The 26,530-nt window shown below is 59.0% G+C and carries 22 protein-coding genes; 6 read left to right on the top strand and 16 right to left on the bottom strand.

The genetic code is table 11. The annotated features are described in order from the left end of the window. Positions 1-164: 164 nt before the first annotated feature. Together ACP15L_RS04340 and rocF are read right to left on the bottom strand one after the other, a co-directional pair. Positions 165-1,208 (bottom strand): ornithine cyclodeaminase, encoded by a 1,044-nt coding sequence (locus ACP15L_RS04340; protein WP_425083274.1) that lies wholly within the window; start codon positions 1,206-1,208, stop codon positions 165-167. After that, positions 1,208-2,128 (bottom strand): arginase, encoded by a 921-nt coding sequence (gene rocF, locus ACP15L_RS04335; protein ID WP_425083273.1) that lies wholly within the window; start codon positions 2,126-2,128, stop codon positions 1,208-1,210. Before rocF ends, ACP15L_RS04340 begins: the two co-directional genes overlap by 1 nt. A gap of 87 nt (positions 2,129-2,215) precedes the next feature. On the opposite strand from rocF, the gene ACP15L_RS04330 reads away from it, so the two are divergent. Then, positions 2,216-2,644: an Lrp/AsnC family transcriptional regulator gene (locus ACP15L_RS04330; protein WP_170469819.1), complete on the top strand. Its 429-nt coding sequence runs from the start codon at positions 2,216-2,218 to the stop codon at positions 2,642-2,644. Positions 2,645-2,731: 87 nt separating this feature from the next. Further along, positions 2,732-5,335, top strand: a complete 2,604-nt coding sequence (mprF, locus tag ACP15L_RS04325; protein WP_425083272.1) for a bifunctional lysylphosphatidylglycerol flippase/synthetase MprF — start codon at positions 2,732-2,734, stop codon at positions 5,333-5,335. A 104-nt stretch (positions 5,336-5,439) separates the two neighbouring features. Here the strand turns inward: mprF and ACP15L_RS04320 are convergent, their stop codons facing one another. From ACP15L_RS04320 to ACP15L_RS04305, 4 genes are all read right to left on the bottom strand, one after another. Further along, positions 5,440-7,002 carry an efflux transporter outer membrane subunit gene (locus ACP15L_RS04320; protein ID WP_425083271.1) on the bottom strand — a complete coding sequence of 521 codons (1,563 nt, stop codon included), beginning with the start codon at positions 7,000-7,002 and terminating at the stop codon, positions 5,440-5,442. A gap of 11 nt (positions 7,003-7,013) precedes the next feature. After that, positions 7,014-8,159 carry an HlyD family secretion protein gene (locus ACP15L_RS04315; RefSeq protein ID WP_170469809.1) on the bottom strand — a complete coding sequence of 382 codons (1,146 nt, stop codon included), beginning with the start codon at positions 8,157-8,159 and terminating at the stop codon, positions 7,014-7,016. 21 nt (positions 8,160-8,180) lie between these two features. Next, positions 8,181-8,537, bottom strand: coding sequence for a DUF3302 domain-containing protein (locus ACP15L_RS04310; RefSeq protein ID WP_170376673.1), 357 nt, complete (start codon positions 8,535-8,537; stop codon positions 8,181-8,183). A gap of 108 nt (positions 8,538-8,645) precedes the next feature. Beyond that, positions 8,646-9,410: a DeoR/GlpR family DNA-binding transcription regulator gene (locus ACP15L_RS04305; protein ID WP_425083270.1), complete on the bottom strand. Its 765-nt coding sequence runs from the start codon at positions 9,408-9,410 to the stop codon at positions 8,646-8,648. 179 nt (positions 9,411-9,589) lie between these two features. Between ACP15L_RS04305 and glpD the strand changes: the two genes are divergently transcribed. Then, the gene (gene glpD, locus ACP15L_RS04300) at positions 9,590-11,179 is read left to right on the top strand and encodes a glycerol-3-phosphate dehydrogenase (RefSeq protein ID WP_425083269.1); all 1,590 of its coding nucleotides are present in this window, start codon (positions 9,590-9,592) and stop codon (positions 11,177-11,179) included. A 32-nt stretch (positions 11,180-11,211) separates the two neighbouring features. On the opposite strand, the gene ACP15L_RS04295 is transcribed toward glpD, so the two are convergent. From ACP15L_RS04295 to metG, 3 genes are all read right to left on the bottom strand, one after another. Beyond that, positions 11,212-14,349 carry an efflux RND transporter permease subunit gene (locus ACP15L_RS04295; protein WP_425083268.1) on the bottom strand — a complete coding sequence of 1,046 codons (3,138 nt, stop codon included), beginning with the start codon at positions 14,347-14,349 and terminating at the stop codon, positions 11,212-11,214. Positions 14,350-14,352: 3 nt separating this feature from the next. Further along, a complete protein-coding gene (locus ACP15L_RS04290) occupies positions 14,353-15,531 on the bottom strand; it encodes an efflux RND transporter periplasmic adaptor subunit (RefSeq protein WP_425083267.1) in 1,179 nt (392 codons plus the stop codon). A gap of 247 nt (positions 15,532-15,778) precedes the next feature. Next, complete coding sequence (gene metG / locus ACP15L_RS04285; RefSeq protein ID WP_425083266.1) at positions 15,779-17,497, bottom strand: methionine--tRNA ligase; 1,719 nt, start codon at positions 17,495-17,497, stop codon at positions 15,779-15,781. Between the two features lie 223 nt (positions 17,498-17,720). On the opposite strand from metG, the gene ACP15L_RS04280 reads away from it, so the two are divergent. Continuing rightward, positions 17,721-18,488, top strand: a complete 768-nt coding sequence (locus ACP15L_RS04280; protein ID WP_425083265.1) for an OB-fold-containig protein — start codon at positions 17,721-17,723, stop codon at positions 18,486-18,488. A 25-nt stretch (positions 18,489-18,513) separates the two neighbouring features. On the opposite strand, the gene ACP15L_RS04275 is transcribed toward ACP15L_RS04280, so the two are convergent. The 6 genes from ACP15L_RS04275 to ACP15L_RS04250 all read right to left on the bottom strand — a co-directional run bounded on the left by ACP15L_RS04275 (position 18,514) and on the right by ACP15L_RS04250 (position 24,223). Then, positions 18,514-19,734 carry an MFS transporter gene (locus ACP15L_RS04275; RefSeq protein WP_425083264.1) on the bottom strand — a complete coding sequence of 407 codons (1,221 nt, stop codon included), beginning with the start codon at positions 19,732-19,734 and terminating at the stop codon, positions 18,514-18,516. An 83-nt stretch (positions 19,735-19,817) separates the two neighbouring features. After that, positions 19,818-20,411 (bottom strand): YceI family protein, encoded by a 594-nt coding sequence (locus tag ACP15L_RS04270; protein ID WP_425083263.1) that lies wholly within the window; start codon positions 20,409-20,411, stop codon positions 19,818-19,820. A gap of 60 nt (positions 20,412-20,471) precedes the next feature. After that, positions 20,472-21,083, bottom strand: a complete 612-nt coding sequence (locus tag ACP15L_RS04265) for a hypothetical protein (RefSeq protein ID WP_170665279.1) — start codon at positions 21,081-21,083, stop codon at positions 20,472-20,474. A 48-nt stretch (positions 21,084-21,131) separates the two neighbouring features. Beyond that, entirely contained in the window at positions 21,132-21,713 is a 582-nt protein-coding gene (locus ACP15L_RS04260; RefSeq protein WP_170376703.1) for a TIGR02281 family clan AA aspartic protease, read from the bottom strand. Between the two features lie 39 nt (positions 21,714-21,752). Beyond that, on the bottom strand, positions 21,753-22,373 hold the full coding sequence (locus tag ACP15L_RS04255) for a MarC family protein (RefSeq protein WP_170469775.1): 621 nt from the start codon (positions 22,371-22,373) through the stop codon (positions 21,753-21,755). Continuing rightward, complete coding sequence (locus tag ACP15L_RS04250; protein WP_425083262.1) at positions 22,370-24,223, bottom strand: ABC-F family ATP-binding cassette domain-containing protein; 1,854 nt, start codon at positions 24,221-24,223, stop codon at positions 22,370-22,372. Before ACP15L_RS04250 ends, ACP15L_RS04255 begins: the two co-directional genes overlap by 4 nt. A 108-nt stretch (positions 24,224-24,331) precedes the next feature. Here ACP15L_RS04250 and ACP15L_RS04245 point away from each other — a divergent pair, with 108 nt between their 5' ends. Both ACP15L_RS04245 and ndk read left to right on the top strand, forming a co-directional pair. Beyond that, entirely contained in the window at positions 24,332-25,534 is a 1,203-nt protein-coding gene (locus tag ACP15L_RS04245; RefSeq protein WP_425083261.1) for a multidrug effflux MFS transporter, read from the top strand. Between the two features lie 115 nt (positions 25,535-25,649). Further along, a complete protein-coding gene (gene ndk / locus ACP15L_RS04240; RefSeq protein ID WP_155143779.1) occupies positions 25,650-26,072 on the top strand; it encodes a nucleoside-diphosphate kinase in 423 nt (140 codons plus the stop codon). A gap of 56 nt (positions 26,073-26,128) precedes the next feature. On the opposite strand, the gene ACP15L_RS04235 is transcribed toward ndk, so the two are convergent. Further along, positions 26,129-26,476 (bottom strand): TfoX/Sxy family protein, encoded by a 348-nt coding sequence (locus ACP15L_RS04235; RefSeq protein WP_170677747.1) that lies wholly within the window; start codon positions 26,474-26,476, stop codon positions 26,129-26,131. Between the last annotated feature and the right edge of the window lie 54 nt (positions 26,477-26,530).

Genomic DNA, 26,530 nt, shown 5'->3' with positions numbered 1-26,530 from the left:
CGGTCATCGGCGTCCCCGCCTGTACCGCAAAACAAGAGTACCGAGCCTAGGTCAACGATCCGTTTCTTCATCTGGCTAAAAATATCCCGGGGGAGTCGCCCGGAACGGGCGGCGGGGGCAGAGCCCCCTTTTCGACACTGACCCTGCGCAGGATCGAAAGGAAATTAGCCCGCGCGCATGAGCATCCCGAACAGATCGCGGGGATCGTCGGGGTCGGCGAGCATGTCCAGCGGCTCGAAGAAGTCAGTTTCCGCGACCGCGCTCTTGATGACGCGCAGAGCCGAAAAGTCCTCGATGGCGAAGCCGACACTGTCGAAAAGCGTGATCTGCTTATCGTCTGTCCGACCGCGTGCCTGACCTGTCATGACCTGCCACAGTTCAGTGACAGGATGGTCATCTTCCAAAGCCTGAATTTCGCCTTCGATCCGGGTTTGCTCGGGGTATTCCACGAATATCTCAGAGCGTAGAAGGATATCGCGATGCAATTCGGTTTTGCCGGGGCAGTCGCCGCCAATCGCGTTGATGTGGACACCTGGGCCGACCATGTTGTCGGTCAGGATCGTGGCATATTTCTTGTCCGCGGTACAGGTGGTGATGATCTGCGCGCCCTCAATCGCATCTTCCGCGGTTTTGCAAGGCACTACGTTCAGGCCTTTGCCTTGCAGGTTGGCAGCGCATTTGGCGGTGGCGTTCGGGTCCGTATCATAAAGCCGCACGGTGTCGATGCCGCACATGGCTTTGAAGGCCAGGCATTGGAATTCAGACTGCGCGCCATTGCCGATCATGGCCATGGTGGTGGCACCCTTGGGGGCCAGATATCGACCGACCAAAGCCGATGTCGCCGCCGTCCGCAGGGCGGTCAGGATGGTCATCTCGGTCAGAAGTGTCGGGTAGCCCGTGTAGACATCCGCGAGCAGTCCAAAGGCCGTTACTGTTTGCAGCCCTTCGGACGTGTTCTTTGGATGGCCATTGACGTATTTGAACCCGTAGGCCTCACCATCCGATGTTGGCATGAGTTCGATCACCCCATGCGGTGAATGCGCAGGAATTCGCGGGGTCTTGTCAAAGCTTTCCCAGCGTTTGAAATCGGCTTCAATCTGCTCGGCGATCCTTATGATCATCTTTTCGACGCCGACATGGTGAACCAGCCGCATCATGTTGTCGACGGAAACAAAGGGCACCAGGGCTTTGTCAGAAGGTACAGTCATCAGAAACTCCGAGTGGGGCGGTCAAAGATACGGCGTCCCATCAGGGATGCAGCCAGGTCGACCATGAGTTTTGCGGTGCGTCCGCGTTCATCCAGAAAGGGGTTCAACTCGACCAGATCGAGGGAACAGACCAGCCCGCTTTCGTGCAGAAGCTCCATGACAAGATGGGCTTCGCGTTCTGTGGCGCCTCCGGGCACAGTGGTTCCGACAGCCGGCGCGATCGCGGGGTCGAGGAAGTCGACATCCAGCGACACGTGAAGGATGCCGTTCTCAGCCCTCACGCGGTTCAGAAAGGCCATGAGCGGGGCTTTGATCCCATGTTCGTCAATGCTGCGCATATCGGCCAGCATGGCGTGGTTCTTCTCAAGCGAGGCGCGTTCAGCGGGATCGACCGAACGCAACCCGATCATTCCAACGCGATTGGTTGGAACCACGGCAGGCAAGGGTGGAAAATCTTCGAAGCCGGACTGGCCAGTGAAGTAGGCGACAGGTGTTCCATGCAGGTTGCCGCTGTCTGTACTGCCGGGGGTGTGAAAATCGCTATGGGCGTCCAGCCACAGAACGAACAGAGGCCGGTCGACGCGCTGTGCATGATCCGCCATTCCGGTCACGGTTCCCATCGACAAGGCATGATCGCCGCCCATGAAGATTGGCACACCTCGGGGCGAGACTTCGGCAGCGACTCGGGCCAAGGCCTGCGTCCACCCGATGCACTCGGGCAGGGCGAAAAGGTGGGAGTGGTCCGGGGTCTCGACCGCATCCGGGGCGACATCTCCGTAGTCGATAACCGTATGACCAAGATCCGCAAGGGCGTGATCCAGTCCGGCCACGCGGTAGGCATCCGGCCCCATTCGGCAACCCTGCCGACGCTTACCAGCGTCCATGGGGGCACCAACCAAAACTATGTTCTTCGTATCCATATGCTTCATGTAACGTGACAGTCTGTCTTGCGTGAAGAGAGCAAATTGCTCAATAAGAAAGGTGAATATCCAAAAAGGAAGCTATTCATGGACGATTTGGACAACAGACTGCTCAGCGCGTTGCACCGGGATGCGAGGGCATCGCTGTCTGAGCTGGCCGAGACGCTTGGCGTCACGCGCACGACCGTGCGCAGCCGGTTGCAGCGCCTCAAACAATCGGGCGAGATCGTGGGCTTTACTGTTCAGACCAAGCGTGATGTGGCGCAAAGCCCGGTCCGGGGCCTGATGATGCTTGAGATCGAGGGGCGCGGGACCGAACGCACAATGGCCCGGATCGGAGCGCTACGACAGGTGCGCGCCGTGCATTCCACAAATGGCAGCTGGGACCTGATCGCCGAGATCGGTACGGACACGCTGGCCGAACTCGACGAGGTCTTGTTCCAGATCCGCCGTATGGAAGGGATCACCCGGTCTGAGACGAACCTTCTTCTGTCCACGCGCAAAGGAAGGTTCTGAAAACGCTGCGTGAAACGGGCCGTTACGCTTTGTCGGCCAAGGAAATTGTGCCACAGTCGGCGGAGATACAGGCAGGATTGATCGAAGATGACCACTCAGCAGCACGAACCACGGGCCGTGCAATTGGCCGAAAAGATCACCGCATTCCTTGAGAAGCCATGGGTCCGCATCGCCATCCCGATCTTTGTCACCCTGATTGCGCTGACGGTTCTGCATGAGCTGTCTTCTCATGTGAAATGGGCAGACGTTCAGGCGGATATCTCGGAAACGCCTTGGCGCGTGATGTTTTATGCTCTGTGTTGGACGGCGGTCAGCTTCTTTTCGCTATCGCTATACGATGTCTTCGCGGTTCAAAGCGTGGCAGACGGGGAGGTCCCTCTGCCGGTTGCAGGAATGGCCGGAGCCAGCGGCTATGCGGTGTCCAACTGTCTGGGCTTTTCCTACATCACCGGAACGGCCATCCGATATCGGATATATGCGTCTCTGGGCCTTGATCTAAGCCGCGTTGCCGGGGTCATCGCCACGTCCTGGGTGGCGTTCTGGACGGGGCTGGTTTTGGTCCTCGGCTTGCTTTTGACCTTTCACCCCGACGGTATTTCTAACGCGCTGCCGATCAGCGCGACGGTTGAGACCGCCATCGGGTTGGGTCTGCTAGGCGCGTTGATCGCGGTTTTTGTCTGGCTCTCCACCGGTGGGCGTCGGTTAGAGGTTCTGGGGATCGGCTTCCAACTGCCCGGTGGCAAGCTGGCCTCATGCCTGACGCTGGCGGCGATTGGCGATCTGGTCGGGGCCTCCATGGTCCTTTACGTACTGATGCCGGACGACCTTGGGATTGGGTATCCGTATTTCTTCACCATCTTCATCGCCGCGATTGCCGTTGGGATTGTCAGTCATGCACCGGGCGGTATCGGGGTGTTTGAGGCGACGCTGATCGCGGGGCTGGGTGCCTCGGGTCGGTCGGATGTTATTGCGGCGCTGCTGCTTTACCGCGTCGTTTACACGTTCCTGCCTTTCGCCATCGCCAGCCTGTCCATCGCAGTCGCCTCGGCGCTGACCCAGCGCCATCGGATCATCGGGGCCGGGACATGGGTGTACCGCGCCATTCGTCCCATTGTGCCGATGGTTGCGGCGGGGGTGACTGCGGTTGCTGGGATCATCCTGCTGGTCTCGGGCGCGTTGCCGACGGACAGCAAAAGCCTGAGTGCTTTGCGCGAGGTTTTGCCATTGTCCTTTGTCGAGGCCTCGCACCTGGCCGGCAGCGCCGTGGGTGTTCTGCTGCTGCTTGTGTCGCGCGGGCTGTTCCGCAAGCTCTACCGCGCGTGGGTGGTCGCAATGCTGTTGATGGTCGCGGGCTTCGCCGCGTCCCTGGCCAAGGGTTTGGATACGCATGAGGCGTTGGGCATGTTGGCCACGATCGCCGTTTTGGCGCTGTTCCGTGGCGCGTTCTACCGCGTCAGCGGTGCGTCGATCTTTCGGTTGAATATCCCTTGGCTTGTCAGTGTTGTGGCGCTGCTAGCTGTTATCTTCTGGATTGGCCTGTTCGCCTATTCCCACGTGCAATACCAGAATGCCTTGTGGTGGGAGTTCGCGTGGAACGGCGATGCCTCCCGGTTCCTGCGCTCCAGCCTCGTGGTGGCAGTCATCCTCGGGATTGTGGCCGTTACGTCCTTGTTCGGGCGTGAAATCCCAGCGCCGGTGCGCACGGAGATCCCCGAATGCGTCCAAAAACTGGTGATGGAGAGCGAAGATACCGAGGCTCAGATTTCCCTGACCGGTGACAAGCAATTCCTGATTGCGCCAGACGAGTCTGCGTTCATCGCCTATGCCGACACGGGCAATGCCATCATCTCAAAGGGTGAGCCTGTGGGCGATGAAGCGGCTGGCAAGCAACTGATCTGGCAACTGCGTGAAATGGCGGATCGAGAAGGCAAGCTTTGCGCTTTCTACAGCGTCTCGACCAAATACCTGCCGACGTTTCTGGACCTCGGCCTGTCGATTCTAAAGATCGGAGAAGTCGCGCGCGTACCGTTGAAAGACTTCTCACTGGACGGCAAATCCCGCAAACGCTTCCGTCAGGCCAAGAACCGAGCCGAGCGGGAAGCCTATGTGTTCGAGATCATTCCAAAGGAAGACCTTGCGCCCATTCTGCCGGAACTGAGGGCGATTTCCGATCACTGGCTGGAGCAAAAAGCAGGGGCGGAGAAAGGGTTCGCCTTGGGTGGTTTTGACGATGAATACCTGTCCTACTTCGACCACGCCGTTTTGCGGAACGGAGAAACCGGTAAGATCATGGCTTTCGCCAACCTGTTTCAAGGTGGCCACAAATCCGAGCTTTCTCTGGATCTGATGCGCTACGAGCCGGACAGCCCCAGCTTTGTCATGGATGCCTTGTTCGCCGAGATGATGTCCTGGGGGGCCGAGCAGGGGTTCCACTGGTTCTCACTTGGCGCAGCGCCGTTCTCAGGGATCGAGAACCGTCAGCTCGCCTCCCTTTGGAATCGGATCGGCGGGTTCGTCTACGAACATGGTGAGCAATTCTATCACTTCGAAGGGCTGCGCGCGTTTAAACAGAAGTTCGATCCGGAATGGAGCCCGAACTACCTCGCCAGCCCCGGAGGGCTTGCCGCGCCGCGTATCCTTTATGAGGTGAACATCCTGATCTCGGGCGGCCTGCGGGGCCTGACCAAGTAGTGCGAGCGTTTCGGATTTAGTTTGAGACGCCAATACCCTGCCATGCCTCCGGCACTCTCGCGACATTGGCGTCGCCCATTGATTTAAGTGAAACCCGAAACGCTCTAGTTCAAGCTAGCGCGGGTCGGGGTTTCCTGCAGCAGGTCGCCCCAATCGGTGCGGTAAGCCATCTCCGCCAGAACGGTATCAGGCAGGAACTCTCTGTTCTCGCGAATCTGCCAGCCGCCTCCGAGACCTTTGTAGACAGCGACGAGATTGCTGGAGACCTGTTGACGCGCCTCGATCAGATTGGCCTGAGACCGCAACAGGGCGGTCTGCGTGTTCAAAATGCGGGAGTAGTCGGCGATCCCATCGGTGTATTGATTGACGGCGATTTCTGCTGCCTTGCGCGAGGCATCGACGCTCTGCTGATAGAACCCAACTTGCTTGCGCGCCTGTGCATAGGCGACCATGGCGCTTTCGACCTCGGAATAGGCGGTCAAAACGGTGTTCTGATAATTTGCGATCAGCGCCTGATAGGCAGCATCCTGCGCCCGGACGTTGTTCTTGATGCGGCCATAGTTCAGTACGTTCCAAACGACGCCCGCGCTGGCAAGGCCTGTAGTGCTGTTCGAACTGAACAGGTTTCGCCCGCCTGAGGCCTGCAACCCGACCGATCCGGACAGAATGAACTGCGGGTAGAGATCTGCCATGGCAATGCCGACCTCGGCCGATTGCGTAGCTGCGGCCAGCTCGGCGGCTCTCACGTCCGGTCGACGACGCAGCAGCTCAGCCGGGACACCAACCGCGACGTTGGACCGGGCCGAGGGGATGCGACCGGAATTCCCCAGAAGGCTGGACATGCGCGAGGGCGTGGTTCCCAGCAATACGGCCAGAGCGTTCTTGGTTTGCTGGAGATCGCTCTCAAGCTCGGGCACCAGGGCTTTGGTGTTGTTTAGCAGAGCAGTAGATTCTTGCACGTCCAACTCGGTGGTGATGCCGTTGTTGAACCGCAATTGGGTCAGGTCTGCCGATTCCTGCTGTAGCGTGATGTTCTCACGGGCGACGCCCAGCGACTCCTGCAAGGCGCGGATGTTGACATAAAGCGCAGCGACATCGCCCGTCAGCGTCACCAACGCGTCATCATAGTTCGCCACCTGCAACGCCAAGTTCGACCGCGCCGCCTGAACACCGCGCCGCTGTGCGCCCCAAACGTCCAATTCCCACTGCGCATCAAACCCAGCCTGAGAGGTCGAGAATTCGGTATCCAGTGGAATGATCCGGTTGATATCGGCAATGGGCCCAAGATTGTCGCTGATCTGCCGCCGCTCTGTCGAGGCCCCGAGGACCTGCGACTGCGGATACAACTCGCCAAAGGCGATGCCCAACTGCGCCCGCGCCTGCAGGACCCGCGCGCCAGCGACCTGTAGGGACAGGTTCTGGGCATAGGCCTCGGCGATTAGTCTGTTGAGGGTGGGGTCATTGAACGTCTCCCACCACTTCACGACCGGCGCGCTGCGCGATGTCAGGCCGCTTTGCCCGGTGCTGGGGCTGTTCACCTCGATCCACTGTTTCACGACCGGAGAGTTCGGGCGCACGAAATCCGGACCAACCGGCGCGCAAGCCGTCAGAAACGCGGCGCATAGGGCTGTTCCCATCAAGTGTCGAAAGGGGGTTGCCCGTGTCATGATGCGCGTCCTCAAATGTCCAGCGGTCGAATGAAATTGGCGAAGGAATACAGGCGGATGTTGATGCGCCGCAGAAACTCAAAGCTTTTACCCTGACCGGTGTAGATCGCCACCGCCGCGTGGCCGCCAGCGGGCAGGATGTGCTCTTCCGGCAGATCGACGGTGATCTGTACCGCAATTCGTCCGGGCAGCTTGGGCAGCTCAAAGCCGGGCAGGCGGCCTGAGGGCAGGTACTGGCCTTGACGGGTGGCCCACCAGATCGCCTCGACTTTGCCGGTCAGGATTTCACCGGGATAGAGGTCTAGTGCCACCTCAACTTCTTGCCCTACCTCAACAAATTTCAGATTTTGCTGCCGGAAGGTTGCCAGAAGATAGGGGCTGTCTTCGGTGACGAAACTGGCTATCGCACCCAGACGAATGTCACCCACCACCAAACCCGGACGGGCCTGTTGTGAGACGATCATGCCGTTTTCCGGGGCATAGATCGTGGTGTTATCCAGAAAATACTGGGCCTCGGACAGCTGCGCCTGTGCTTGCAGGATGCCTGTGTTTACGCCGTCAATCTGTGACGCCTGCGCCAGCTTTGCTTTCTCAAGATTGGCTTCCGCCTGTTTGACCGAGGCTGTATCCTCGGCCACCTGTTCGTTCCAGCGATCCAGCTCATCCTGACGGGCACCGCCTGCGGGTACCAGGTTCTCATACCGGGCCTGCTGGGTGAGCGCATAGGCAAGCTGCGCGTTGGCGCGTTCCACAGCTTCGGTTGAGGCCACAACGTCCTGTTCTAGAATCTTGGCGTTCTGCTCGGCGGCGACCAGTTGCGCCTTGGCATTGTCGACGGCCAGCGAAAACACGGTATCGTCAAAACGATAGAGCGGGTCGCCCTTTGTGATCTGCGTGTTCGGCTCGACTAAGACTTCGGTCAGAATCGTCGGCTGCGTCAATTTTGGCACGATTTGAATCGTGGACCGCACCACATGGCTGTCGACCGAGAAGGGCTGAAAGAAACGCAGCGCGACGAGGAAGATCAGCAGCAAATGCGCCCCTACCCAGAAGGACACAATCCCCCAGGCAATGTTGAACTTGAGCCACTCCATCTTGAAGAAGATGAACCAGACGAAAATGATGTAGAACAGCGTAATGCCGAGGGCGACGAACATGTCTGAGTGTTTCCTTTGGCCTTAGCTTTTCTGTGTCTCGTCGGGCGCAGCCTGGTATTCTTCTTTAACCGTACCACCGAGGCGTTCGATATCCTTGCGGATGGCGTCTTTCTCCTCGTCCGGACCGCGGCGCATGTCGACCGTAACACCATCGTGGAACGCCCACATAAAAGCATGAACCCACGGGACAACGGCCAAAAAACCCATCCATCCCATGATCTTGACGGCTTCGGCATGTGGATGATTACGCTTGATCGCGATCCGTCCGGGCAGCCCCATAAGGAAAAGAAACAGCGCCATCACCGCTGCCAGAAGCAGGATCAATGCCACGAATGTCAAATAGTCGTAGTAGCCTAGCGGCTGCCCCAAAAGTCCCATGCTCGATGCCTCCTGTAGGGAAGGTTGTCTCATCCTCAGACGTAGGCCCCTGTCTCGTCAATGACTTTGTTTTGGGACCTAGCGTTTCCGTGGTTGAGACACAGCGGATCAATCAGGACAAACGATCAGTCCCGTGCCCCATTCAGCGCATTTTGCCGCGAGGTCGGGGGTAAGCGGTTGATCGGTGTAGAAGCCATCAATCTCGGCCAGCGAGGTGATGCGGGCAGGGGCAAGTCGCTGGAACTTTGAGTGGTCGGCCACCAGCAGAGTGCGCCGGGCCTGCGCGATGATCGTCTGGCTGACATGGACTTCCTGAAAGTCGAAATCCAGCAGATCACCATCGGGATCCAGCGCCGAGCATCCGATCACCGCATAGTCGAACTTGAACTGACGGATGGTCGAGACGGTAAGATTGCCCACCAGCCCTCCGTCCGAGCGGCGCAGGACACCACCGGCCACAACAATCTCGCAATCTGGGTTTTCGACGAGAATATTGGCGACGTTCGTATTGTTCGTCACCACCATCAAGTCCTTGTGGTTCAGCAACTGTCGCGCCACGGCCTCAGTCGAGGTGCCGATATTCATGAAGACCGACGCGCCGTCCGGAATGTCATTGGCGCAGGCCTTCGCCATTCTGACCTTCGCGTCTGCATTCAGGGTGCGGCGGTCCTCATACCCAATGTTGGAGACGCCGGAGCGTAGGACAGCCCCACCGTGGACGCGGTCCAGCTTACCGGCATCTGCCAGCTCGGACAGGTCGCGGCGGATTGTCTGAACCGTCACGCCAAACCGCTCGGCCAAACCATCGACGGTAACGCGGCCCTCGGTGCTGGCGATCTCAAGAATGTCGGATTGGCGAAAAGAGAGCGACATGTTTGGACCCATTCAGATGATGTGTTTTCGTTTTTCTTCTTTTGGCCAAAATAAGCAAGCGGCCGTGCAGAATTTTCATAGTTGTGTTGCAAAACGAAAATAAGCGAACATAAACATTGATTGTACGAATGCAGTGCTGATTAATGCGCGCAACCAGATTGGATAGGGAATCACAAGCCATGCAAGCGACGGACGATCAGATCAACGACCTGTTCATCATCGGCGGTGGGATCAACGGATGCGGCATTGCACGGGATGCGGCGGGTCGGGGTCTGTCTGTCACCTTGGCTGAGATGAATGATCTCGCTTCGGCAACGTCATCAGCCTCGACCAAACTGTTTCATGGTGGGCTGCGCTATCTGGAGTATTTTGAGATCCGGTTGGTGCGCGAGGCGCTGATCGAGCGTGAGACGTTGCTGCGTGCAATGCCTCATATCAGTTGGCCGATGCGCTTTGTGCTGCCCTATCACAAAGACATGCGCTTTGATTCCGAGACGCCGACATCGAAGCTGCTCAGCACCGTCATGCCTTGGATGCGCGGGCGTCGCCCCGCGTGGCTGATCCGTCTGGGTCTGTTCATGTACGACAACCTTGGGGGGCGTAAAATTTTGCCGGGAACGAAGTCGCTGGATCTGCGCAGCGCGCCGGAAGGCGGTCCTTTGCAGGACAAGTTCGAAACAGCCTATGAATACTCGGACTGCTGGATTGAAGATGCGCGGCTGGTGGTGCTCAATGCGCGCGACGCCGAATCCCGCGGTGCGCGGATCATGGTGCGGACCGAAGTTGTCTCGGCTGAACGCGTCGACGAGTTGTGGCATGTCACCATCCGCGACCGGGCGACCGGGGAAAGCCAGCTGGTCCGTGCAAGAATGCTGATCAATGCAGGCGGCCCGTGGGTGGGGGACATCATCCAGACCAAAATCCGGGTGAACTCGCGCGAGGGGGTTCGTCTGGTGCGCGGCAGTCATATCGTGACAAAGAAGCTGTACGATCACGACAAGTGTTATTTCTTCCAAGGCGAGGATGGCCGCATCATCTTTGCCATTCCCTATGAGCAGGATTTTACCCTGATCGGTACGACGGATCAGGACCATTCGGATCCCTCTGAGCCTCCGGTCTGCACCGAGGCCGAGCAGAAATACCTATGCGAGTTCGCAACCAAGTATTTCAAGAAACCGGTGACGCAAGACGATATCGTCTGGACCTATTCCGGCGTACGGCCGCTCTATGATGATGGGGCCAGCAGCGCGACGGCGGCGACGCGGGACTATACCTTGAAGGTTGATGCGCAGGGTGGGGCGCCTGTTTTGAACGTGTTCGGAGGCAAGATCACGACCTACCGTCGTCTGGCGGAAAGCGCGCTTGAGAAAGTCGCCGAGCATTTCCCAAACCTTCCCGGATCCTGGACAGCGGGCGTGTCTTTGCCAGGTGGAGACTTTCCCGTCGATGGCGTGCAGGACCTCAAGCAGACGTTGATCCAGGACTATCCGTTCCTCACTGAAAAATGGGCGGCTCGTCTGATCCGCGCGTACGGTACAGAGGCGCGTGCCGTGTTGGGGGAAGCACAAGACGCTGCTGATTTGGGTGAAGACTTCGGTGCAACCCTCACCGCGCGAGAACTCGAATGGCTGATGGACAAAGAATACGCTCTCAGCGCCGAGGATGTGGTCTGGCGTCGCAACAAGCTGGGGCTGCGGTTGAGTGCTGACCAGATCGCGCGCATTGACCAGTGGATGTCGGAGCGGTTGAAAACGGACGATGCGGCATAAAAAAAGCCCCGCCGATTTGGCGGGGCTTTTTCTTAGGCGGTTTCCTCGGACGGGCCGGGATCATTCTTGCTGCCCTTGATCCATTCCCGCAGCCCCTGCATCAGGGCGTAGAGGACTGGCACAAGGATTACGCCGACCAATGTAGCGGCCAGCATGCCGCCGAACACGGCGACACCGATGGCTTTCTGGCTGGCCGCCCCCGCGCCATTGGCGGCCAATAGCGGGACAACCCCCAGCAGGAAGGAAAGCGCCGTCATCATCACGGCTCGGAAACGCTGATAGGCGGCCTCGGCAGCGGCGTCCTTGATCGACAGACCTTTGGCGCGTTGCTCCATCGCGAACTCGACGATCAGAATGCCGTTCTTTGAGGCAAGCCCCACCAGCATGATCATCCCGATCTGCGTATAGAGGTTGATGTCACTACCTACAATCGCCACGGCCGCGACCGCACCGAACAGGGCGACAATCACCGACAGCAGGATCGACACCGGCAAGGTCCAACTTTCGTATTGGCCCACCAGGAACAGGTAGCCAAACAGGATCGCCAGCCCAAGGATCACGATGACCAGACCGCCCGAGGCTAGTTGCTGTTGTGCCGTGCCGGTCCATTCAAAGGCATAGCCGGGGGGCAGGGCGGTTGCGGATTCCTCGGTCATCACATTGATCGCGTCACCGGTGGACAGGCCCGGAGCGGGCACCGCCGTCACCGTTGCCGAACGGAACAGGTTGTGCCGTTTCAGCAAGACCGGTCCCAACACATTTTCCACGTCAATCAACGTGCCCAGAGGCACCATCTCACCCTGTTGCGAGCGGACATATAGGTTCGAGATATCCTCGACATTGTCGCGATAGGTGCCATCAGCCTGAATCATCACGCGGTAGACACGACCGAACAGGTTGAAGTCGTTCACGTAGTAGGACCCCAGCTGCGCCTGCATCGTCTGGAAAATCTCGGCGACCGAGACCTGCAGGGTCTTGGCCTTTTCCCGATCCAGATCAACAAAAAGCTGCGGAACGTTGGCGCGGAAGGTCGTGTAGGATTGGCCGATCTCGGGCCGCTGGTTCGCCGCGTAAACGAATGAACCAACAGCCGAAGCCAAGTCCTGAGGCGTGCCACCGCCGGTCTGCTGCACCTCCATCTCGACACCGGCCGACATGCCGAGGCCCTGAATGGGCGGTGGGTTAAAGGCCACAATCGAAGCCGCGGATTCCCCGTTCGCGATTGCAAGCACCCTGGCGAGGATGGCGTCGGCACTCAGGTCTTCTTCCTGCCGGTCGGCCCAGTTTTCGAGGTTGACGAAAATCGCCGCGCCGTTGGTCGTGGTGCCGTTCAGCAGCGAGAAGCCGTTGATCAGAACGGTGCTGGCAACGCCCGGAATTTCGCGGATCTGGTCGTCCACACGGGCCGAGATCGTCTCGGTCCGTTCCAGCGTTGCCGCATCGGGCAGCTGGATGTCGACGAACAGATAGCCATTGTCCTCAAGTGGGATAAACCCGCTTGAGGTATTGGACATGATCGTCCCGGTTCCCATTCCCAAAGCGATAATCATACCCAACGCGACAATCGGCAAGATCAGCAATTTACGCACGATGGCGACATAGCCGTTTCGGACGGTTCCGATCAGCCCTTCGAACAACGCCAGCAGCCCTTTGGGCGGACCGGAGCGTGCGCGCAGAACCAAGCCACACAGGGCAGGCGACAGGGTCAGAGCGTTAATGGACGAGATCACAACCGCCGTCGAAATCGTCACGGCAAACTGCGAATACAGCCTGCCCGAGATGCCCGGCATGAAGGTCACCGGTACGAACACGGCCAGCAGCACCAACGTTGTTGCGATAACGGGGCCGGTGATCTGGCCCATCGCCTTACGGGTCGCTTCGGCGGGGGGGAGCCCCTCATCCGCGATGATCCGCTCGACGTTTTCGACGACCACGATGGCGTCATCCACCACGATCCCGATGGCCAGAACCAAAGCGAACAGCGAAATCGTGTTCAGCGACATTCCGAAGGCCAGTAGGAAGGCGAATGTCCCGATCAACGAGACCGGGATCGCCACCGCTGGAATGATCGTCGCCCGCCAACTGCCCAGGAACACGAACACGACCGAGATCACCAGAATGAAGGTCAGGATCAGCGTCGAGACCACATCGTTCAGCGAGGCTTCGACAAAGTCGGTGGTGTTGAAGGGAACACTGTATTCCACGTCTGTGGGGAAGGACCGGGACAGGCGGTCAAGCTCGGCCTGCACCCGCTCGGACACGGCAAGCGCGTTAGCGCCGGGGGCCTGGTAAATGCCGATCACGGTCGCCGGCACCGCATCGAAATAGCCGGAGGCCGCATAGTACTCGGCGCCCAATTCAACGCGTCCAATGTCACGTACGCGCACAATGGAACCGGCGTCACCCGTTCGAATTACGATGTCACCAAATTCTTCTGCCGATGTCAGGCGCCCTTTGGTTTTGATCGTGTATTGAAAGGTCTGTCCCTCGGGCACCGGAGGCGCACCGATTGAGCCTGCGGAGACTTCGATATTCTGTTCGCGAATGGCATTGATCACATCGCCGGGCGTGATCGACAGAGCGGCCATCTGGTCGGGATCCATCCAGATCCGCATGGCGTATTCCAGATTGGTTAGAACGTCCGCCTTACCTACACCCTGAACCCTCGCCAAAGCGTCTTTCAGGTTGATCGAGGCATAGTTGGACAGAAACACGCTGTCATATGTGCCATTGGGCGAGGTCAGAGTGACCAGCAGCAGCATGTTGGTTGATGCTTTCTGCGTCACCACGCCGGATGAGGTTACCTCGGACGGAAGTGACGACATAGCCTGCGCCACGCGGTTCTGCACGTTGACCGAGGCGATATCTGGGTCAGTGCCGACCTCAAAGGTAACGTTCAACGAATAGGAGCCGTTGTCGGATGAGGTCGACGTCATGTAGATCATGTCGTCCACACCATTGACCTGCGCCTCGATGGGCGCGGCGACGGTGTTTTCCACTGTCTCGGCATTGGCGCCGGTATAGGTGGTCGAGACGCTGACAACCGGAGGTGTGATGTCCGGGAACTGGGCGACCGGCAGAACCATATAGCCGATACTGCCCATGATCGTCAGGACGAGAGAAATGACAAGCGCCAGCTTGGGCCGGCTGATGAACAGGGCTGAGAACATGCCTTATTCTCCCGGCTGCTCGGACGCGACAACCGCGTCCACCGCCACGCCGGGGCGCACGCGTTGCAGGCCCTCGACAATCACGCTTTCACCTTCGCGCAGACCTTCCGAGACGATTATGGCCGTGCCCACGGAGTCGCCGGTCGTGATATAGCGCTGTTCGACCATCTGCTGGTCATTGACAACCAGTACGAACTCGCCGCGCTGGTCACGCTGTAATGCTGCCTGAGGGATCAGGACCTGAAGGGTCGGCTCCAGTGCCTCGATCTGCACATTCACGAACGCGCCGTCGATGATCAGGCGATCTGCGTTGTCAAACTCGGCCCGCACCGTAATGGCGCCGGTCAGCGGATCGATGCGGTTGTCGACAAAGACGATCTCACCGGTTTCATCCAGCTCGGTTCCGTTCGGCAGAATGACATGCACATTGGGGCTTTTGTTACTTTCCGCCAGAGAGGCAGCACTTTCACCAACCTGTTGAAGAACCGAGGTAAACTGTTTCTCATTCAAGGAAAAGTTTACATATATCGGCGCTTCGCTGACCAAGTTAACCAGCGGTGGGTTCGTGGGGCCAACCACATCGCCTACACTCGTGGTGACCCGGCCTAGGCGACCGGTAAAGGGCGCGTGGATCTCGGTATAGCTGAGGTCCAGCTCAGCTTGCTGAATAGCGGCGTTTGCGGCTTTGACCTCGGCCTCGGCGACCAGTTCGTTGGCACGCGCGATGTCACGTTCTGACTCTGGGGTTGCGTCGCGTCTAAAGAGTTCCTCTTTCCGCGCGAGATCGACCTTGGCCAGCTCCAAATTGGCTTCGGCGCGGTCAAGATCTGCTTTCCGCGCCTCAAGCGTCGCCTCATAGAGGTCCGGTTCGATCTTGAACAGCAGATCGCCCTCGGTCACCAGGGCGCCATCTTCGACCTCCTGACTATCAAGAAATCCGCTGACGCGCGCGACGATGTCGACCTTATTGATGGCTTCTGCACGGCCGATAAAGCTTGCCTCGTCGGTGATCTCTTCGGTGTAGGCTGCGGCGATCGACACTTTTGCGGCGGGCGCTTCACTTTCGTCTTGCCCAAATGCCGGATAGCCAAAACCGATGCATGACAAAATGACTAGAGGACGGCACAGTGCGGTGACAGCACCACGAGACCGGTTGCGGGGCTGCTTCAGAGCGACGGACATGTCAAAAGCCTCATACATTTCAAAAAACTGAGCCTATACGCAGCCTTAAAAAGCGACGAGTCGGCAGAACTTGAGGGCAGGATGGCCGTTTTGCAAACATATCTCAAGGTGATTGAAGGATTGGGATGGTTGGTGGGTTGCGAAAATCCCGTGCAACCAGACCGGTTTACGGAGTGCGTGCTGTTTGAAGGGCCCAAAAGAAAGGGGGCCGTCGAGGCCCCCGTTTCAGAACTTCATGCAGCTTGTGTCAGTCGCGCGTACCTGCAAATTTCGCCTGCCACTCTTCGCGATCCTCGTCGGCGATCTTGGCGAACAGGACATCAGGTACCGAGAACGCATGACCTGCGGGCAGGGCGTTCAGCGCGGCCTCGACATCTTCGGGCCAGCTTGTATCTAGCGTATTCATTGCACTCAGCATCTTTGCCGAGGCATCGGGAATAAAGGGCGCGCTCAAAACCGCATAGAGGCGGATCAGGTTGAGACCAAGGCGTACCTGTGCGGCCGCTTGCTCGGGGTCTTCCTTGAAGGTCGACCACGGGGCTGCGGATTGCAGGTATTCGTTACCGGCCACCCAGATCGCCCGCAGCTCTTGCGCGGACTTGCGGACTTCCATGGCTTCCATATGGCCTTCATAGGCGCGAACGCGGTGGGTGAAGTCGGCGATCAACTCTTGTTCACGCGCGCCGAATGTACCGCCTTCGGGCACGACTTCGCCGAATTTCGAGCGGCAGAACTTGGTAATTCGGCTGACGAAGTTGCCCAGTACGTCGGCGAGGTCTTTATTCACCGATTGCTGGAAGTTTTCCCACGTAAACTCACTGTCGCTGCTTTCCGGCGCATGGCTCAGCAGCCACCAGCGCCAGTAGTCGGCGGGCAGAATGGCCAGCGCCTGATCCATGAACACGCCTCGACCCTGCGAGGTTGAGAACTGACCACCGTCATAGTTCAGGTAGTTGAAGGATTTCAGGTGGTCGACCATCTTCCACGGCTCGCCCGAACCCAGAATGGTGGCCGGGAAGCTGAGCGTGTGGAAGGGCACGTTGTCCTTGCCCATGAACTGCACGTAACGCACGTCGTCCGCACCTTTGTCGGTGCGCCACCAGCGTTCCCAATCCGCATCCGTCTTGTCATTCGCGTCGGCCCATTCCTTGGCGCATGCGATGTATTCGATCGGCGCGTCGAACCAGACATAGAAGACCTTGCCCTCCATCCCAGGCCAGTCCTGATCGCCTTTCTTGACCGGAACACCCCAGTCCAGATCGCGGGTGATGCCGCGATCCTGCAGGCCATCTCCGTCGTGCAGCCATTTCTTGGCAATGGATGTGGTCAGGATCGGCCAATCGGTCTTGCTGTCGATCCAGGCATCCAGCTGATCCTTCATCGCCGATTGGCGCAGATACAGGTGCTTGGTCTCGCGCACCTCAAGATCAGTCGAGCCGCTGATCGCGCTGCGAGGCTCGATCAGATCGGTCGGGTCCAGCTGCTTGGTGCAGTTCTCACACTGGTCGCCACGCGCGCGGTCGTAGCCGCAATTGGGGCAGGTGCCTTCGATATAGCGATCCGGCAGGAACCGGCCATCGGCGTTTGAGTAGACCTGCTTTTCACTGACCTCACGGATCAAACCGGCTTCGTCCAACTTGCCAGCGAAGTGCTGCGTCAGGTGTCGGTTCTGTTCGCTGGACGAACGACCAAAGTGGTCGAAGCTCAGGCCAAATCGTTTGGCGATATCGGCCTGCACGGCATACATATCGGCGCAATACTCGGCGACGGGCTTGCCCGCCTTGGCCGCGGCCAGTTCGGCCGGGGTGCCGTGTTCGTCGGTAGCGCACAGGAACATGACCTCATTCCCCCGGCCACGCTGGTAACGTGCGTACAGGTCGGCAGGCAATTGCGAGCCGATCAGGTTACCGAGGTGCTTGATCCCGTTGATGTAGGGGATCGCCGAAGTGATGAGAATCCGAGCCATTTTGCGTGTCCACGTAACTGTCTGCGCGCCCGTCTACCTTATGTAACCGGTCAGCAAAAGACCGGGTTTGTCATGGATGGCACGAAAACCATGGTTGCGGTGAAAAAAGGCCCCACGACCAAATTGTCGATTGTATTCGGGCAAGGGCGCGCGATACCCTTTTGGTGGCCAATTTAATTTCGGCCTTTTGATTTATTATTGCACGACGTTCTGCGCCCTTTTCATGCGAAAGAACTTCGATTCCATGGTGTTTGTTTATTTCGATTTTCTTCTCCAAAGCGCATTCACGCCCTTTACGATGGCGCTTGCGCTGCTGTTTGGCCTGTTGGGGGGCGAGGTCATCGCCGCGCTTTTTGGTGGAAGTCTTCTGGCAAGCGAAGGTCTGGTCGAACTAAAGGCCCCCGGTTCGAGTGTTGCGGATTTCGATCTTGATATCGAAGCAGGCATTGATCTGAGTGCGTTGGAACTGGCCGAGATCGAGGGCGAGGCTCCGGCGGCCTCTGCAACAGGAACTCTGACGCGGTTGGGGATTGGCGATGTGCCGGCCATGATCTGGCTGGTGGTCTTGTTGGCCGGTTTTGCGATGTCTGGGATTGGCGTTCAACTGATCGTCGAGGATCTGTTGGGCTCTGATTGGCCTGTTGGGTTGGCCACCATCCCGGCGGGTATTTTTAGCCTTTGGTTTGCGCGCGGTTTCGGCCCGGTTTTTACTCGTTTGTTGACAAAAACCAAAACGGACGGAATGCCTGAACGGGAGCTGGCACGGCGCAGGGGGGTAGTGACCCAAGGGTCTGCGTCGCGCGGACAACCGGCTGAGGTGCGTGTCATGGATCGGTTCGGCAATGCGCATTACGTGAAGGCAGAGCCGTTGCAGGACCGGGATACGCTTGAGCAAGGCACGGACGTTCTTGTTCTGCGGGACAGATTCCTTGACCGTTTCGTGCTGGTCGGACTGTCCGATAGAACAGATCTCCAATCCGTAGAACCATAGCACCAAGGGTGTTTCGTCGCTGCCTCTATTCCTCGCGCGAGCGTTTCAACAAACGCCCAATCGTGAAGGATGTTCTGGGGGCATAGACATAGTTCGTTCGCTCTTCCGGGGTGGGGCGCGAACGCATACGGGCCAGACCAAAGACGATCAGGCCCAAATGACCAACAGCGACAAAGGCGAACAGGGCGCCCGGGCCGAATTTCTCGATCAACGTGGAGGAGATGTAGGGCGAGGCAATCGCGCCCAGAGCGTACCAGAACATCAGCGCCGCAGACAGCTCGACTCGTTGCTCAGTGGTGGCAAAGTCGTTGGCATGGGCCGAAGAGACTGAGAAGATCGGGAAGGTGGTGAACCCGAACACCCATGCCGCCAGCATCACCCCGAGCGTCCCAGTGTTGCTGGCCATCATGGTTATTCCACAACTCAAAACCGCAGCGGCAGACAACCAGATCAGCACCCAGCGCCGGTCATATTTATCCGCAAGCCATCCCATCGGGTACTGCGCCATCGCGCCACCCAAAACAAATGAGGCGAGGAAGAAGGCGATCTGATCAATGCCCAGCCCGACCTCTTGCCCGTAGACGGGGCCGACCATACGGAATGAGGCAGAGCTGAGCGCCGCAACAATCACTCCGGCAACCGCCAGAGGCGAACTGCGCCAGGCCAATTTGGGGCGCAGGCGCGGAGCGTCTGGGGTTGCGGGTTGGCTGGCGCGTGTCAGGGTCAGCGGCAGCAAGGAGGCGCAACACAGAATCGCCAGCAGATTGTACGAGACGTAAGAGGCAGGCGGCAGGACCGCGATGATCAACTGCGCGCACAGCGATGCACCCATATCAGCGATGCGATAGGTGCCCATGGCGCGTCCACGGGTCTCATTTGTGACTTTTGCGTTCAGCCAGGCCTCGATCACCGTGTAACACCCGGCGACACAGGTGCCGGACGCGATCCTGAGGAACGCCCAGACATAGGGGTTTTCTGTCAGGGTATGGCCAATCAGGCCCATCGCGCCCAGTGCGGTGCACACGGCAAAGGCGCGGGAATGCCCGACGCTGCCCATCAGGCGCGGTGCCCACCAGCAACCAACAAAGAAACCGATGAAATGCGCCGAGCCCAACAGACCGATTTGTTCGGTGGTGAAGTTCAGGGTGATGCCGGAAATGGCATCGAGCGGCCCAACGCCGCCGGTCGACAGTTGCAGCAGAATGACAGAAAGGAATAGGGCGGCAAAGGAAATGATCGTGCGCATGATGGGTCCACCTTGGCGAGGCTTTCAGACAATGCGCGCAGCTATTCGACGTCAAGGAGTCGTTTTTGAACTTTCGCCTTTGGTCAGAGGCGGCTGATCTCGGCTCGAATGTCCAGTGTGACGGTGTCATTCACCAGATCAGGATAGCCCGAGGCTCCAAAGTCGTGCCGGTTCAGTGCTCCCTTTAGGCTAATCGACAGGCGATCCAGATCACCCGCCGCTGTGCCTGGCGGCCGGTAGAGGCTGGCTTGCAAAGTGATCGGACGCGTCACTCCCCGAACTGCCAGGTCCCCGGTGATACGGGCCCCGCCCGAGATGCGCCCATCCTGCCCAAGCTCGATTCCGGTTGAGACGAAGGTGATGGTCGGATGGCTTTCGGCGTCCAGAACACTGGGGCTGAGCATCGGCGCGCGCGCGAAGGGCAGTCGGGTCTTGGCTTTGCTCACGTCCAATGCCACCTGCACCCGGCTGTTTTGCAGGCGGGTCGTATCCACTTGAACATCCGTTGTCCGGATCGGCATGGTACCGCTTTGCGCGACGCCGGACAGATCGAAGCTGAAACCAACCTTCGTATCGCTTTCCGACAGGGCATAGGGGCTGAGCGCTGCATGCAGCGTTTGGGCGAAGGGTAGGGTCGCCAGCCCTGCAAGAATGGCACGTCGGTTCAAATCTCTCATGACCGGACGCTAGGGCGCGCGGCCCCTTGGACCAACAAAAAAATGCGTGATCAGCTGCGCTCAGTCCACGGCAGCGATCTGGTCAAGCTGCAACCCGGCGCGCGGTTTGATCTGCGTGGCCGTCCAACTGACCGGAGGTAGGGCGCGGGCGCGGCGGCGGGTCAGGGTCCAGCGGCGCGCCTCGCCCTGATGCGCGGCGGCCATGTGCCAGCGGGTTTCGATCCCTTGCGCACCTCCATCTCCGGGCGTTAGCAGCAGGCCCAGCGGGGCCCGTCCCATGGTGCCGCCCTGTTCGGCGGCCAGATGCATCCGGCGTACGGGCGTCAGCCCCGGCGCGCCGGGCAGATCACCAACGATTAACGGGATGGCTCCGCTGCGCAGCGCTTCTTCCATGCACCACAGCAGGTCCTCGGCGCGGGTGGGACGGACAAAGATGAATCGGGCGGGATCAGCAAAGGGCATTATCCCGTCGGGGTTCAACTGCCCGGGCTCCCACGCTGGGGAAATCCATAGGACCGGCCCTTGCATCTGACCGGCCAGCCACATGGCAAAGCTGCGCCGCGCGGGGCCGCAGCCTTCATGCACGCGCCCCAGTTGCAGGGTGATCCCATCCTGTAGAGTTACCCCCGGCGCGGCGCGCGCGGGCTTTTGACCAAGAAGCTGAACAGACATGAGTAACTCATATCATGTTCTTATTTTGTTCTCAAGCACTACACATGCCTAGCGCGACAGGATCATACGTCCATCGGTGAACTGGATATTCGAAAAACGATGCAGGTAGTCCATGCCCAGAAGCGACTTGTGCAACTCACCTTCGTTGATCCAGGCCGAGACATTCTGGTCGGTGATTGGCCCCACCGTCAGCGTGTCCAGCCGCACCGGAGCGGTCCGAACCTCGCCATTGGCGGTAAGGGCACGGCCAAAGTAGTTCAACTGGTTCGGGTCGATCCCCGCGCGTCTGGCGTCTTTGTCACTGAGAACAATCTGGCTTGCTCCGGTATCGACCAGAAAGGTGATTGGTTCTCCGTTCACTTGAACCGGCAGATAGTAGTGCCCGTCCGCCGAGCGGGGCACCTGGATAGACTCACCTGTCACCGTCATCTGCGGAGCGGGGCCGACCGTTGTGCGGATATCCTCCCACAGGCCAACCACGGCCACAACGCCTACAAAGATGAACACCCAGGCCATGACCTGCTGCAGGGTTTTGTTCAGCGATTGGCGGTTCTGCGCCAGGAACCAGAACACAACGGCTGTGCCCAGCACGCTGAGGTAGACCAAACGCATTACATTGTCGGTGTCCATGCCCAATTCCTTACTCGCTACACAGCAGTATATGGGGGGTCAGGACGCAAATCCAAAGGCCTTGAGGCCATCCAGAATGAACTGAACCGACAAAGCCGCCAGCAACATACCCAGCAGCCGGGTCAGGACGTTCAGCCCGGTCTTGCCCAGAATGCGGCCGATCAACCCGCCAGCCAGAAAGAAGATCAGGACAACAGACATCACCGCCAGCATGACGATGCAAGCCTCGACAATGCCCAGCACGCCGGGATGCTGACCGGCCAGCAGGATGATCGTCGCGATCGAACCCGGCCCCGCGATCAGCGGAATGGCCAGAGGGAACACGGACGGGTCGGGATGTTCCTCTTCCTCGGCCCGGTCTTCGCGGCGTTTGGTGCGGCGGTCGAACAGCATGTCCAGCGCGGTAAGAAACAGCAAAGCTCCGCCTGCGACGCGGAAGGCGGCCATCGAGATCCCGACAAAACCCAGCAGCGCCTCGCCAAAAGCGGCAAAGGCGATCAGGATGAAGACGGCGGTTAGGCAGCTACGAAAGGCAGTTTTGCGCCGAGTCTTCGCATCCATGTCCTGCGTCAGTGCTACGAAAATCGGCGTGGTGCCAAACGGGTCGATCACCACGAACAAGGTGGTGAAAGCGGTAATGAAAAAGGCCAAATCCATCATGCGGCATTCTCGGCTTGTTCAAGGCGTTCCGCTGCGGCCACCCATAGGGCTTCGGCTTTTTTCATGGCTTCCGAGACCTCGGCGAATTTGCGGTTCCAGGTCTCAAGATCGTTGATCCTGTCATCCTCGTACAGCGCCGGATCCGCCAGCTTGACCGAGAGTTTCTCATGCATATCCGTCAGCTTTTCGATCCGGTCCTCGCATTTGCGCAGATCGGCGCGCAGGGCCAGCATCGCCTCGCGTGAGGGGCGCTTAGGCTTCGTAACCTGCGGCTTTGCTTTCACCGGTTTGTCCCGGGCAAGCAGCATCGCGCGATAGGCCTCGAGGTCGTCGTCGAACGGCTTGACCGTCCCGTCCGAGACCAGCCACAATCGATCTGCTACCAGAGACAGCAGGTGCATGTCGTGGCTGACCAGCACAACCGCACCGGAATAGGCGGTCAGCGCCTCGACCAGCGCTTCGCGGCTTTCGATATCGAGGTGGTTGGTCGGCTCGTCGAGGATCAGCATATGCGGCGCGTCAATCGTAGCCAGCAGCAGAGACAGGCGGGCTTTTTGCCCACCGGACAAGCGGCCAACCTCTGTCTCGGCTTGATCGGAGTTCAGACCAAACCCGGCAAGACGCGAGCGCCATTTGCCCGGCGCCTCATCCGGGCGCCGACGGCGCAAGTGGTCCAGCGGGGTTTCGTCCACATAGAGTTCGTCTACCTGATGCTGCGCGAAGTAACCGATCCGCAGCTTGTTGCTGCGGGCCATTTTGCCGGCCATCAGGGGCAGGCGGTCTGACAAGAGTTTGGACAGAGTTGATTTACCCTGACCATTCTTACCCAGCAGCGCGATCCGGTCGTCCTGATCAATCCGCAGGTTCAGGCGACGCAAAACCTCGGTCTCGCCATAGCCAGTCACGCCACCTTCGATCTGAATGATCGGCGGCGACAGTTCCTCAGGCTCGGGAAAGGAAAACGCACGCAATGCAGCCTCTTGCGGGGTAGAGACCAGCTGGATGCGTTCGATCATCTTCAGGCGGGATTGGGCCTGAACAGCTTTGGACGCCTTGTAGCGGAAGCGATCCACAAAGCTTTGCAGATGCGCGATGCGGGCTTTGGCCTTGGCGTTCTCGGATTCCGCCTGCGCCAGACGTTCCGCGCGGCGCTCGGCGAACTTGTCGTAGGGCACTGCGTAATAGGTAAGCTTGCGATCTTCCAGATGCAGGATCGACCCCACGGCTCTGTTCAACAGCCCACGGTCGTGGCTAATGATAATGACCGTATGCGGATATTTCGCCAGATAGCTTTCCAGCCACAGCGCGCCTTCGAGGTCGAGATAGTTGGTCGGTTCGTCGAGCAGCAGCAGATCGGGCTGCGAAAACAGTACCGCCGCCAGAGCGACGCGCATCCGCCAACCGCCCGAGAAATCGGAACACGGGCGCAGCTGGTCGTCGTCATCAAAGCCCAGACCTTTGAGGATAGAGGCCGCGCGCGCCTCGGCCGACCAGGCGTCGATATCCGCCAGTCGGGTCTGGATCTCGGCGATGCGAGCGGGGTCTTCGGCGCTTTCAGCCTCAACCATCAGGGCGCCGCGTTCGGTATCGGCGGCCAGAACGGTATTGATCAGCGACACGTCGGACGAGGGCACCTCTTGCGCAACACCGCCAATCCGGGCGCGTTTTGGGATCGAGATGTTGCCCGATTCCAGTGCCAACTCCCCCCGGATCAGGCGGAACAGCGTGGTTTTCCCGGTGCCATTGCGGCCTACAAGACCAACCTTGTGGCCATCTGGAATGGTTGCGCTGGCCCCATCAAAAAGGGGACGGCCCTCAACGGCATAAGTGATGTCTTCGATCCGTAGCATGACGCGCTCTTAGCAGAGCCGTGATGCCGCCGCCAGCGGCTAAGCATGTTCAACTGACCAGCGATGTGTTAGCGCTTTCTCGTTTGCCAATTTGAAACGGTTTTGACCATGCGCGCCGCCCAGACGCCTCCAACTTTGATCACGCTGATCTTTGCCACGGCGCTGTCGGTTCTTTCATTGAATATGTTCCTACCTTCGCTGGCGCATATGAGTGAAGATTTCGCGGTCGACTATGGCCTCGTGAACTTGTCCGTCGCGGGATATCTGGCGGTTTCAGCCATACTTCAGCTGATCATGGGGCCGCTGTCGGATCGCTATGGACGCAGACCTGTCTTGTTGATCTGCATGACGATCTTTGTTTGCGCTTCAATCGGTTGCGCCCTCGCCGAGTCGATCTGGCTATTCCTTGGCTTCCGCCTGTTGCAAGCCGCTGTGGTGGCGGGCTCGGTTTTGTCCAGCGCGTCGATCCGGGACCAATACCCACCGAATGAGGCCGCCAGCAAACTTGGCTATGTCGCTATGGCGATGGCCCTCGCACCGATGCTCGGGCCGATGCTGGGCGGGGCGCTCGATATGCTCTTTGGGTGGCGGGCAGGCTTCGTTTTGTATTCGCTGTTGGGGGCGGGACTGTTGACCTTGCTTTGGTTCGATATGGGTGAGACTAATACCAATCGCTCCTCAACTTTCGCTGCACAGCTGAGAGAATACCCGCACCTGTTCCGTGCCCGCAGGTTCTGGGGGTATGCCTTATGCGCGGCGTTCTCAATTGGGGGGTTCTACAGCTTTATCACCGGTGCGCCCTTAGTGGCTGCAGCGTGGTTCGATCTGAGCCCCGCGATGCTGGGTCTAGGCATTGGCATCATCACCGGCGGCTTCATGGTGGGCAATTTCATCACCGGACGCATTGCTGCACGGACCCGGCTGACCACGATGATCCTAATCGGGCGAATTGTGGCCTCGACCGGCCCTATGCTCGGGTTGCTTTTGTTTCTGGGCCAGATGGGCTCAGTCTGGGTGTTTTTCGGCTCTGCCATCTGCGTGGGGTTTGGTAACGGCTTGACCAACGCCAACGCCTCCGCTGGCGTCATGTCGGTGCGCCCCAAACTGGCGGGCAGCGCCGCAGGTCTTTCGGGCGCGATGATCGTCGCGTTGGGGGCTGTGCTGACCTCAATGACCGGAGCGTTTGTCAACGCTGAAAACGGCCCATATCTGGTTCTGAGCATGATGAGTGGCAGCAGTTTCATCGGCCTGCTTGCGGTGCTCTACGTCCGGCGTGTCGACCGTCTAGAGACTTTGCCTGACACAATCTGAACCGCAAAGCGCGGGGCAGGGCATCATAAGACTTTTCATGAGCCACAGACCATGTTAGGCGGCGCGCGATGGATTTCGGCGCGGGCCCCGCGCCACATTGTAAGGAGAGGCCGACATGGCACTGGAACGCACATTCTCGATCATCAAACCCGATGCAACCCGCCGCAACCTGACTGGCAAAATCAACGCCAAGTTCGAAGAGGCTGGCCTGCGCATCGTTGCGCAAAAGCGCATCCACATGACCAAAGAACAAGCCGGCAAGTTCTACGAAGTCCACGCCGAGCGTCCGTTCTATGACGAACTGTGCGAATTCATGTCGTCGGCTCCGGTTGTTGTTCAGGTTCTGGAAGGCGAAGGCGCCATTGCAAAGAACCGTGAAGTCATGGGCGCAACCAACCCCGCAGACGCAGCTGCCGGCACCATCCGCGCCGAGTTTGCTGAATCGGTTGGCGAAAACTCGGTCCACGGTTCGGACGCTCCTGAGACAGCAGCGGTTGAGATCGCCTACTTCTTCTCGGGCATCGAACTGGTCGGCTAAGCCACCACTTTGGTGAACAGATTGGGCCGCTCCTGATTGGGGCGGCCTTTTTCGTTTCAGATCTGCTTTAGATCGTGGGCTGCAACCCGTACCCCGATGGCATCCAGATCCGAGACCATTTGGCTTTCTGGGGCCGCCTTGGTGCCGGATTTGATCGTGTCAAACCGTTGTCTTAACGCCTTTTTCTCCTCGCCTTTGCAGTCGTTCCAAGGGCGGCCCTGCAGCCCCATCACCAGCACATAGTAGCCGATGAAATGCGGCTTTGTGCCTGCTGCCAGCAGCTTGGCATAGGCAGCGTCGGCGCCCAGTTCTCGCAGCTCCTGCGCCGAATGGATGCCCGCGCGGGTGCAAGCCTGTTCGAAGGCGGGGCCAAGATTGCGGATGGAGGAGACCGGATCAGACATGTCTTGGTTTTAGCCGGACGCTTTTAACCTGTCACCCGCACAAATCCCCGGTTT

It is taken from the genome of Ruegeria profundi (genome assembly GCF_049800715.1).
Classification (GTDB): Bacteria; Pseudomonadota; Alphaproteobacteria; order Rhodobacterales; family Rhodobacteraceae; genus Ruegeria; species Ruegeria profundi_A.
This window is presented reverse-complemented; position numbering and strand designations above follow the sequence as displayed.

Bases quoted from the DNA above. Each gene is read 5' to 3' on its own strand.
- ACP15L_RS04340 (WP_425083274.1), bottom strand. From the start codon at position 1,208: ATGACTGTACCTTCTGACAAAGCCCTGGTGCCCTTTGTTTCCGTCGAC.
- rocF (WP_425083273.1), bottom strand. From the start codon at position 2,128: ATGGATACGAAGAACATAGTTTTGGTTGGTGCCCCCATGGACGCTGGT.
- ACP15L_RS04330 (WP_170469819.1), top strand. From the start codon at position 2,216: ATGGACGATTTGGACAACAGACTGCTCAGCGCGTTGCACCGGGATGCG.
- mprF (WP_425083272.1), top strand. From the start codon at position 2,732: ATGACCACTCAGCAGCACGAACCACGGGCCGTGCAATTGGCCGAAAAG.
- ACP15L_RS04320 (WP_425083271.1), bottom strand. From the start codon at position 7,002: ATGACACGGGCAACCCCCTTTCGACACTTGATGGGAACAGCCCTATGC.
- ACP15L_RS04315 (WP_170469809.1), bottom strand. From the start codon at position 8,159: ATGTTCGTCGCCCTCGGCATTACGCTGTTCTACATCATTTTCGTCTGG.
- ACP15L_RS04310 (WP_170376673.1), bottom strand. From the start codon at position 8,537: ATGGGACTTTTGGGGCAGCCGCTAGGCTACTACGACTATTTGACATTC.
- ACP15L_RS04305 (WP_425083270.1), bottom strand. From the start codon at position 9,410: ATGTCGCTCTCTTTTCGCCAATCCGACATTCTTGAGATCGCCAGCACC.
- glpD (WP_425083269.1), top strand. From the start codon at position 9,590: ATGCAAGCGACGGACGATCAGATCAACGACCTGTTCATCATCGGCGGT.
- ACP15L_RS04295 (WP_425083268.1), bottom strand. From the start codon at position 14,349: ATGTTCTCAGCCCTGTTCATCAGCCGGCCCAAGCTGGCGCTTGTCATT.
- ACP15L_RS04290 (WP_425083267.1), bottom strand. From the start codon at position 15,531: ATGTCCGTCGCTCTGAAGCAGCCCCGCAACCGGTCTCGTGGTGCTGTC.
- metG (WP_425083266.1), bottom strand. From the start codon at position 17,497: ATGGCTCGGATTCTCATCACTTCGGCGATCCCCTACATCAACGGGATC.
- ACP15L_RS04280 (WP_425083265.1), top strand. From the start codon at position 17,721: ATGCGAAAGAACTTCGATTCCATGGTGTTTGTTTATTTCGATTTTCTT.
- ACP15L_RS04275 (WP_425083264.1), bottom strand. From the start codon at position 19,734: ATGCGCACGATCATTTCCTTTGCCGCCCTATTCCTTTCTGTCATTCTG.
- ACP15L_RS04270 (WP_425083263.1), bottom strand. From the start codon at position 20,411: ATGAGAGATTTGAACCGACGTGCCATTCTTGCAGGGCTGGCGACCCTA.
- ACP15L_RS04265 (WP_170665279.1), bottom strand. From the start codon at position 21,083: ATGTCTGTTCAGCTTCTTGGTCAAAAGCCCGCGCGCGCCGCGCCGGGG.
- ACP15L_RS04260 (WP_170376703.1), bottom strand. From the start codon at position 21,713: ATGGACACCGACAATGTAATGCGTTTGGTCTACCTCAGCGTGCTGGGC.
- ACP15L_RS04255 (WP_170469775.1), bottom strand. From the start codon at position 22,373: ATGATGGATTTGGCCTTTTTCATTACCGCTTTCACCACCTTGTTCGTG.
- ACP15L_RS04250 (WP_425083262.1), bottom strand. From the start codon at position 24,223: ATGCTACGGATCGAAGACATCACTTATGCCGTTGAGGGCCGTCCCCTT.
- ACP15L_RS04245 (WP_425083261.1), top strand. From the start codon at position 24,332: ATGCGCGCCGCCCAGACGCCTCCAACTTTGATCACGCTGATCTTTGCC.
- ndk (WP_155143779.1), top strand. From the start codon at position 25,650: ATGGCACTGGAACGCACATTCTCGATCATCAAACCCGATGCAACCCGC.
- ACP15L_RS04235 (WP_170677747.1), bottom strand. From the start codon at position 26,476: ATGTCTGATCCGGTCTCCTCCATCCGCAATCTTGGCCCCGCCTTCGAA.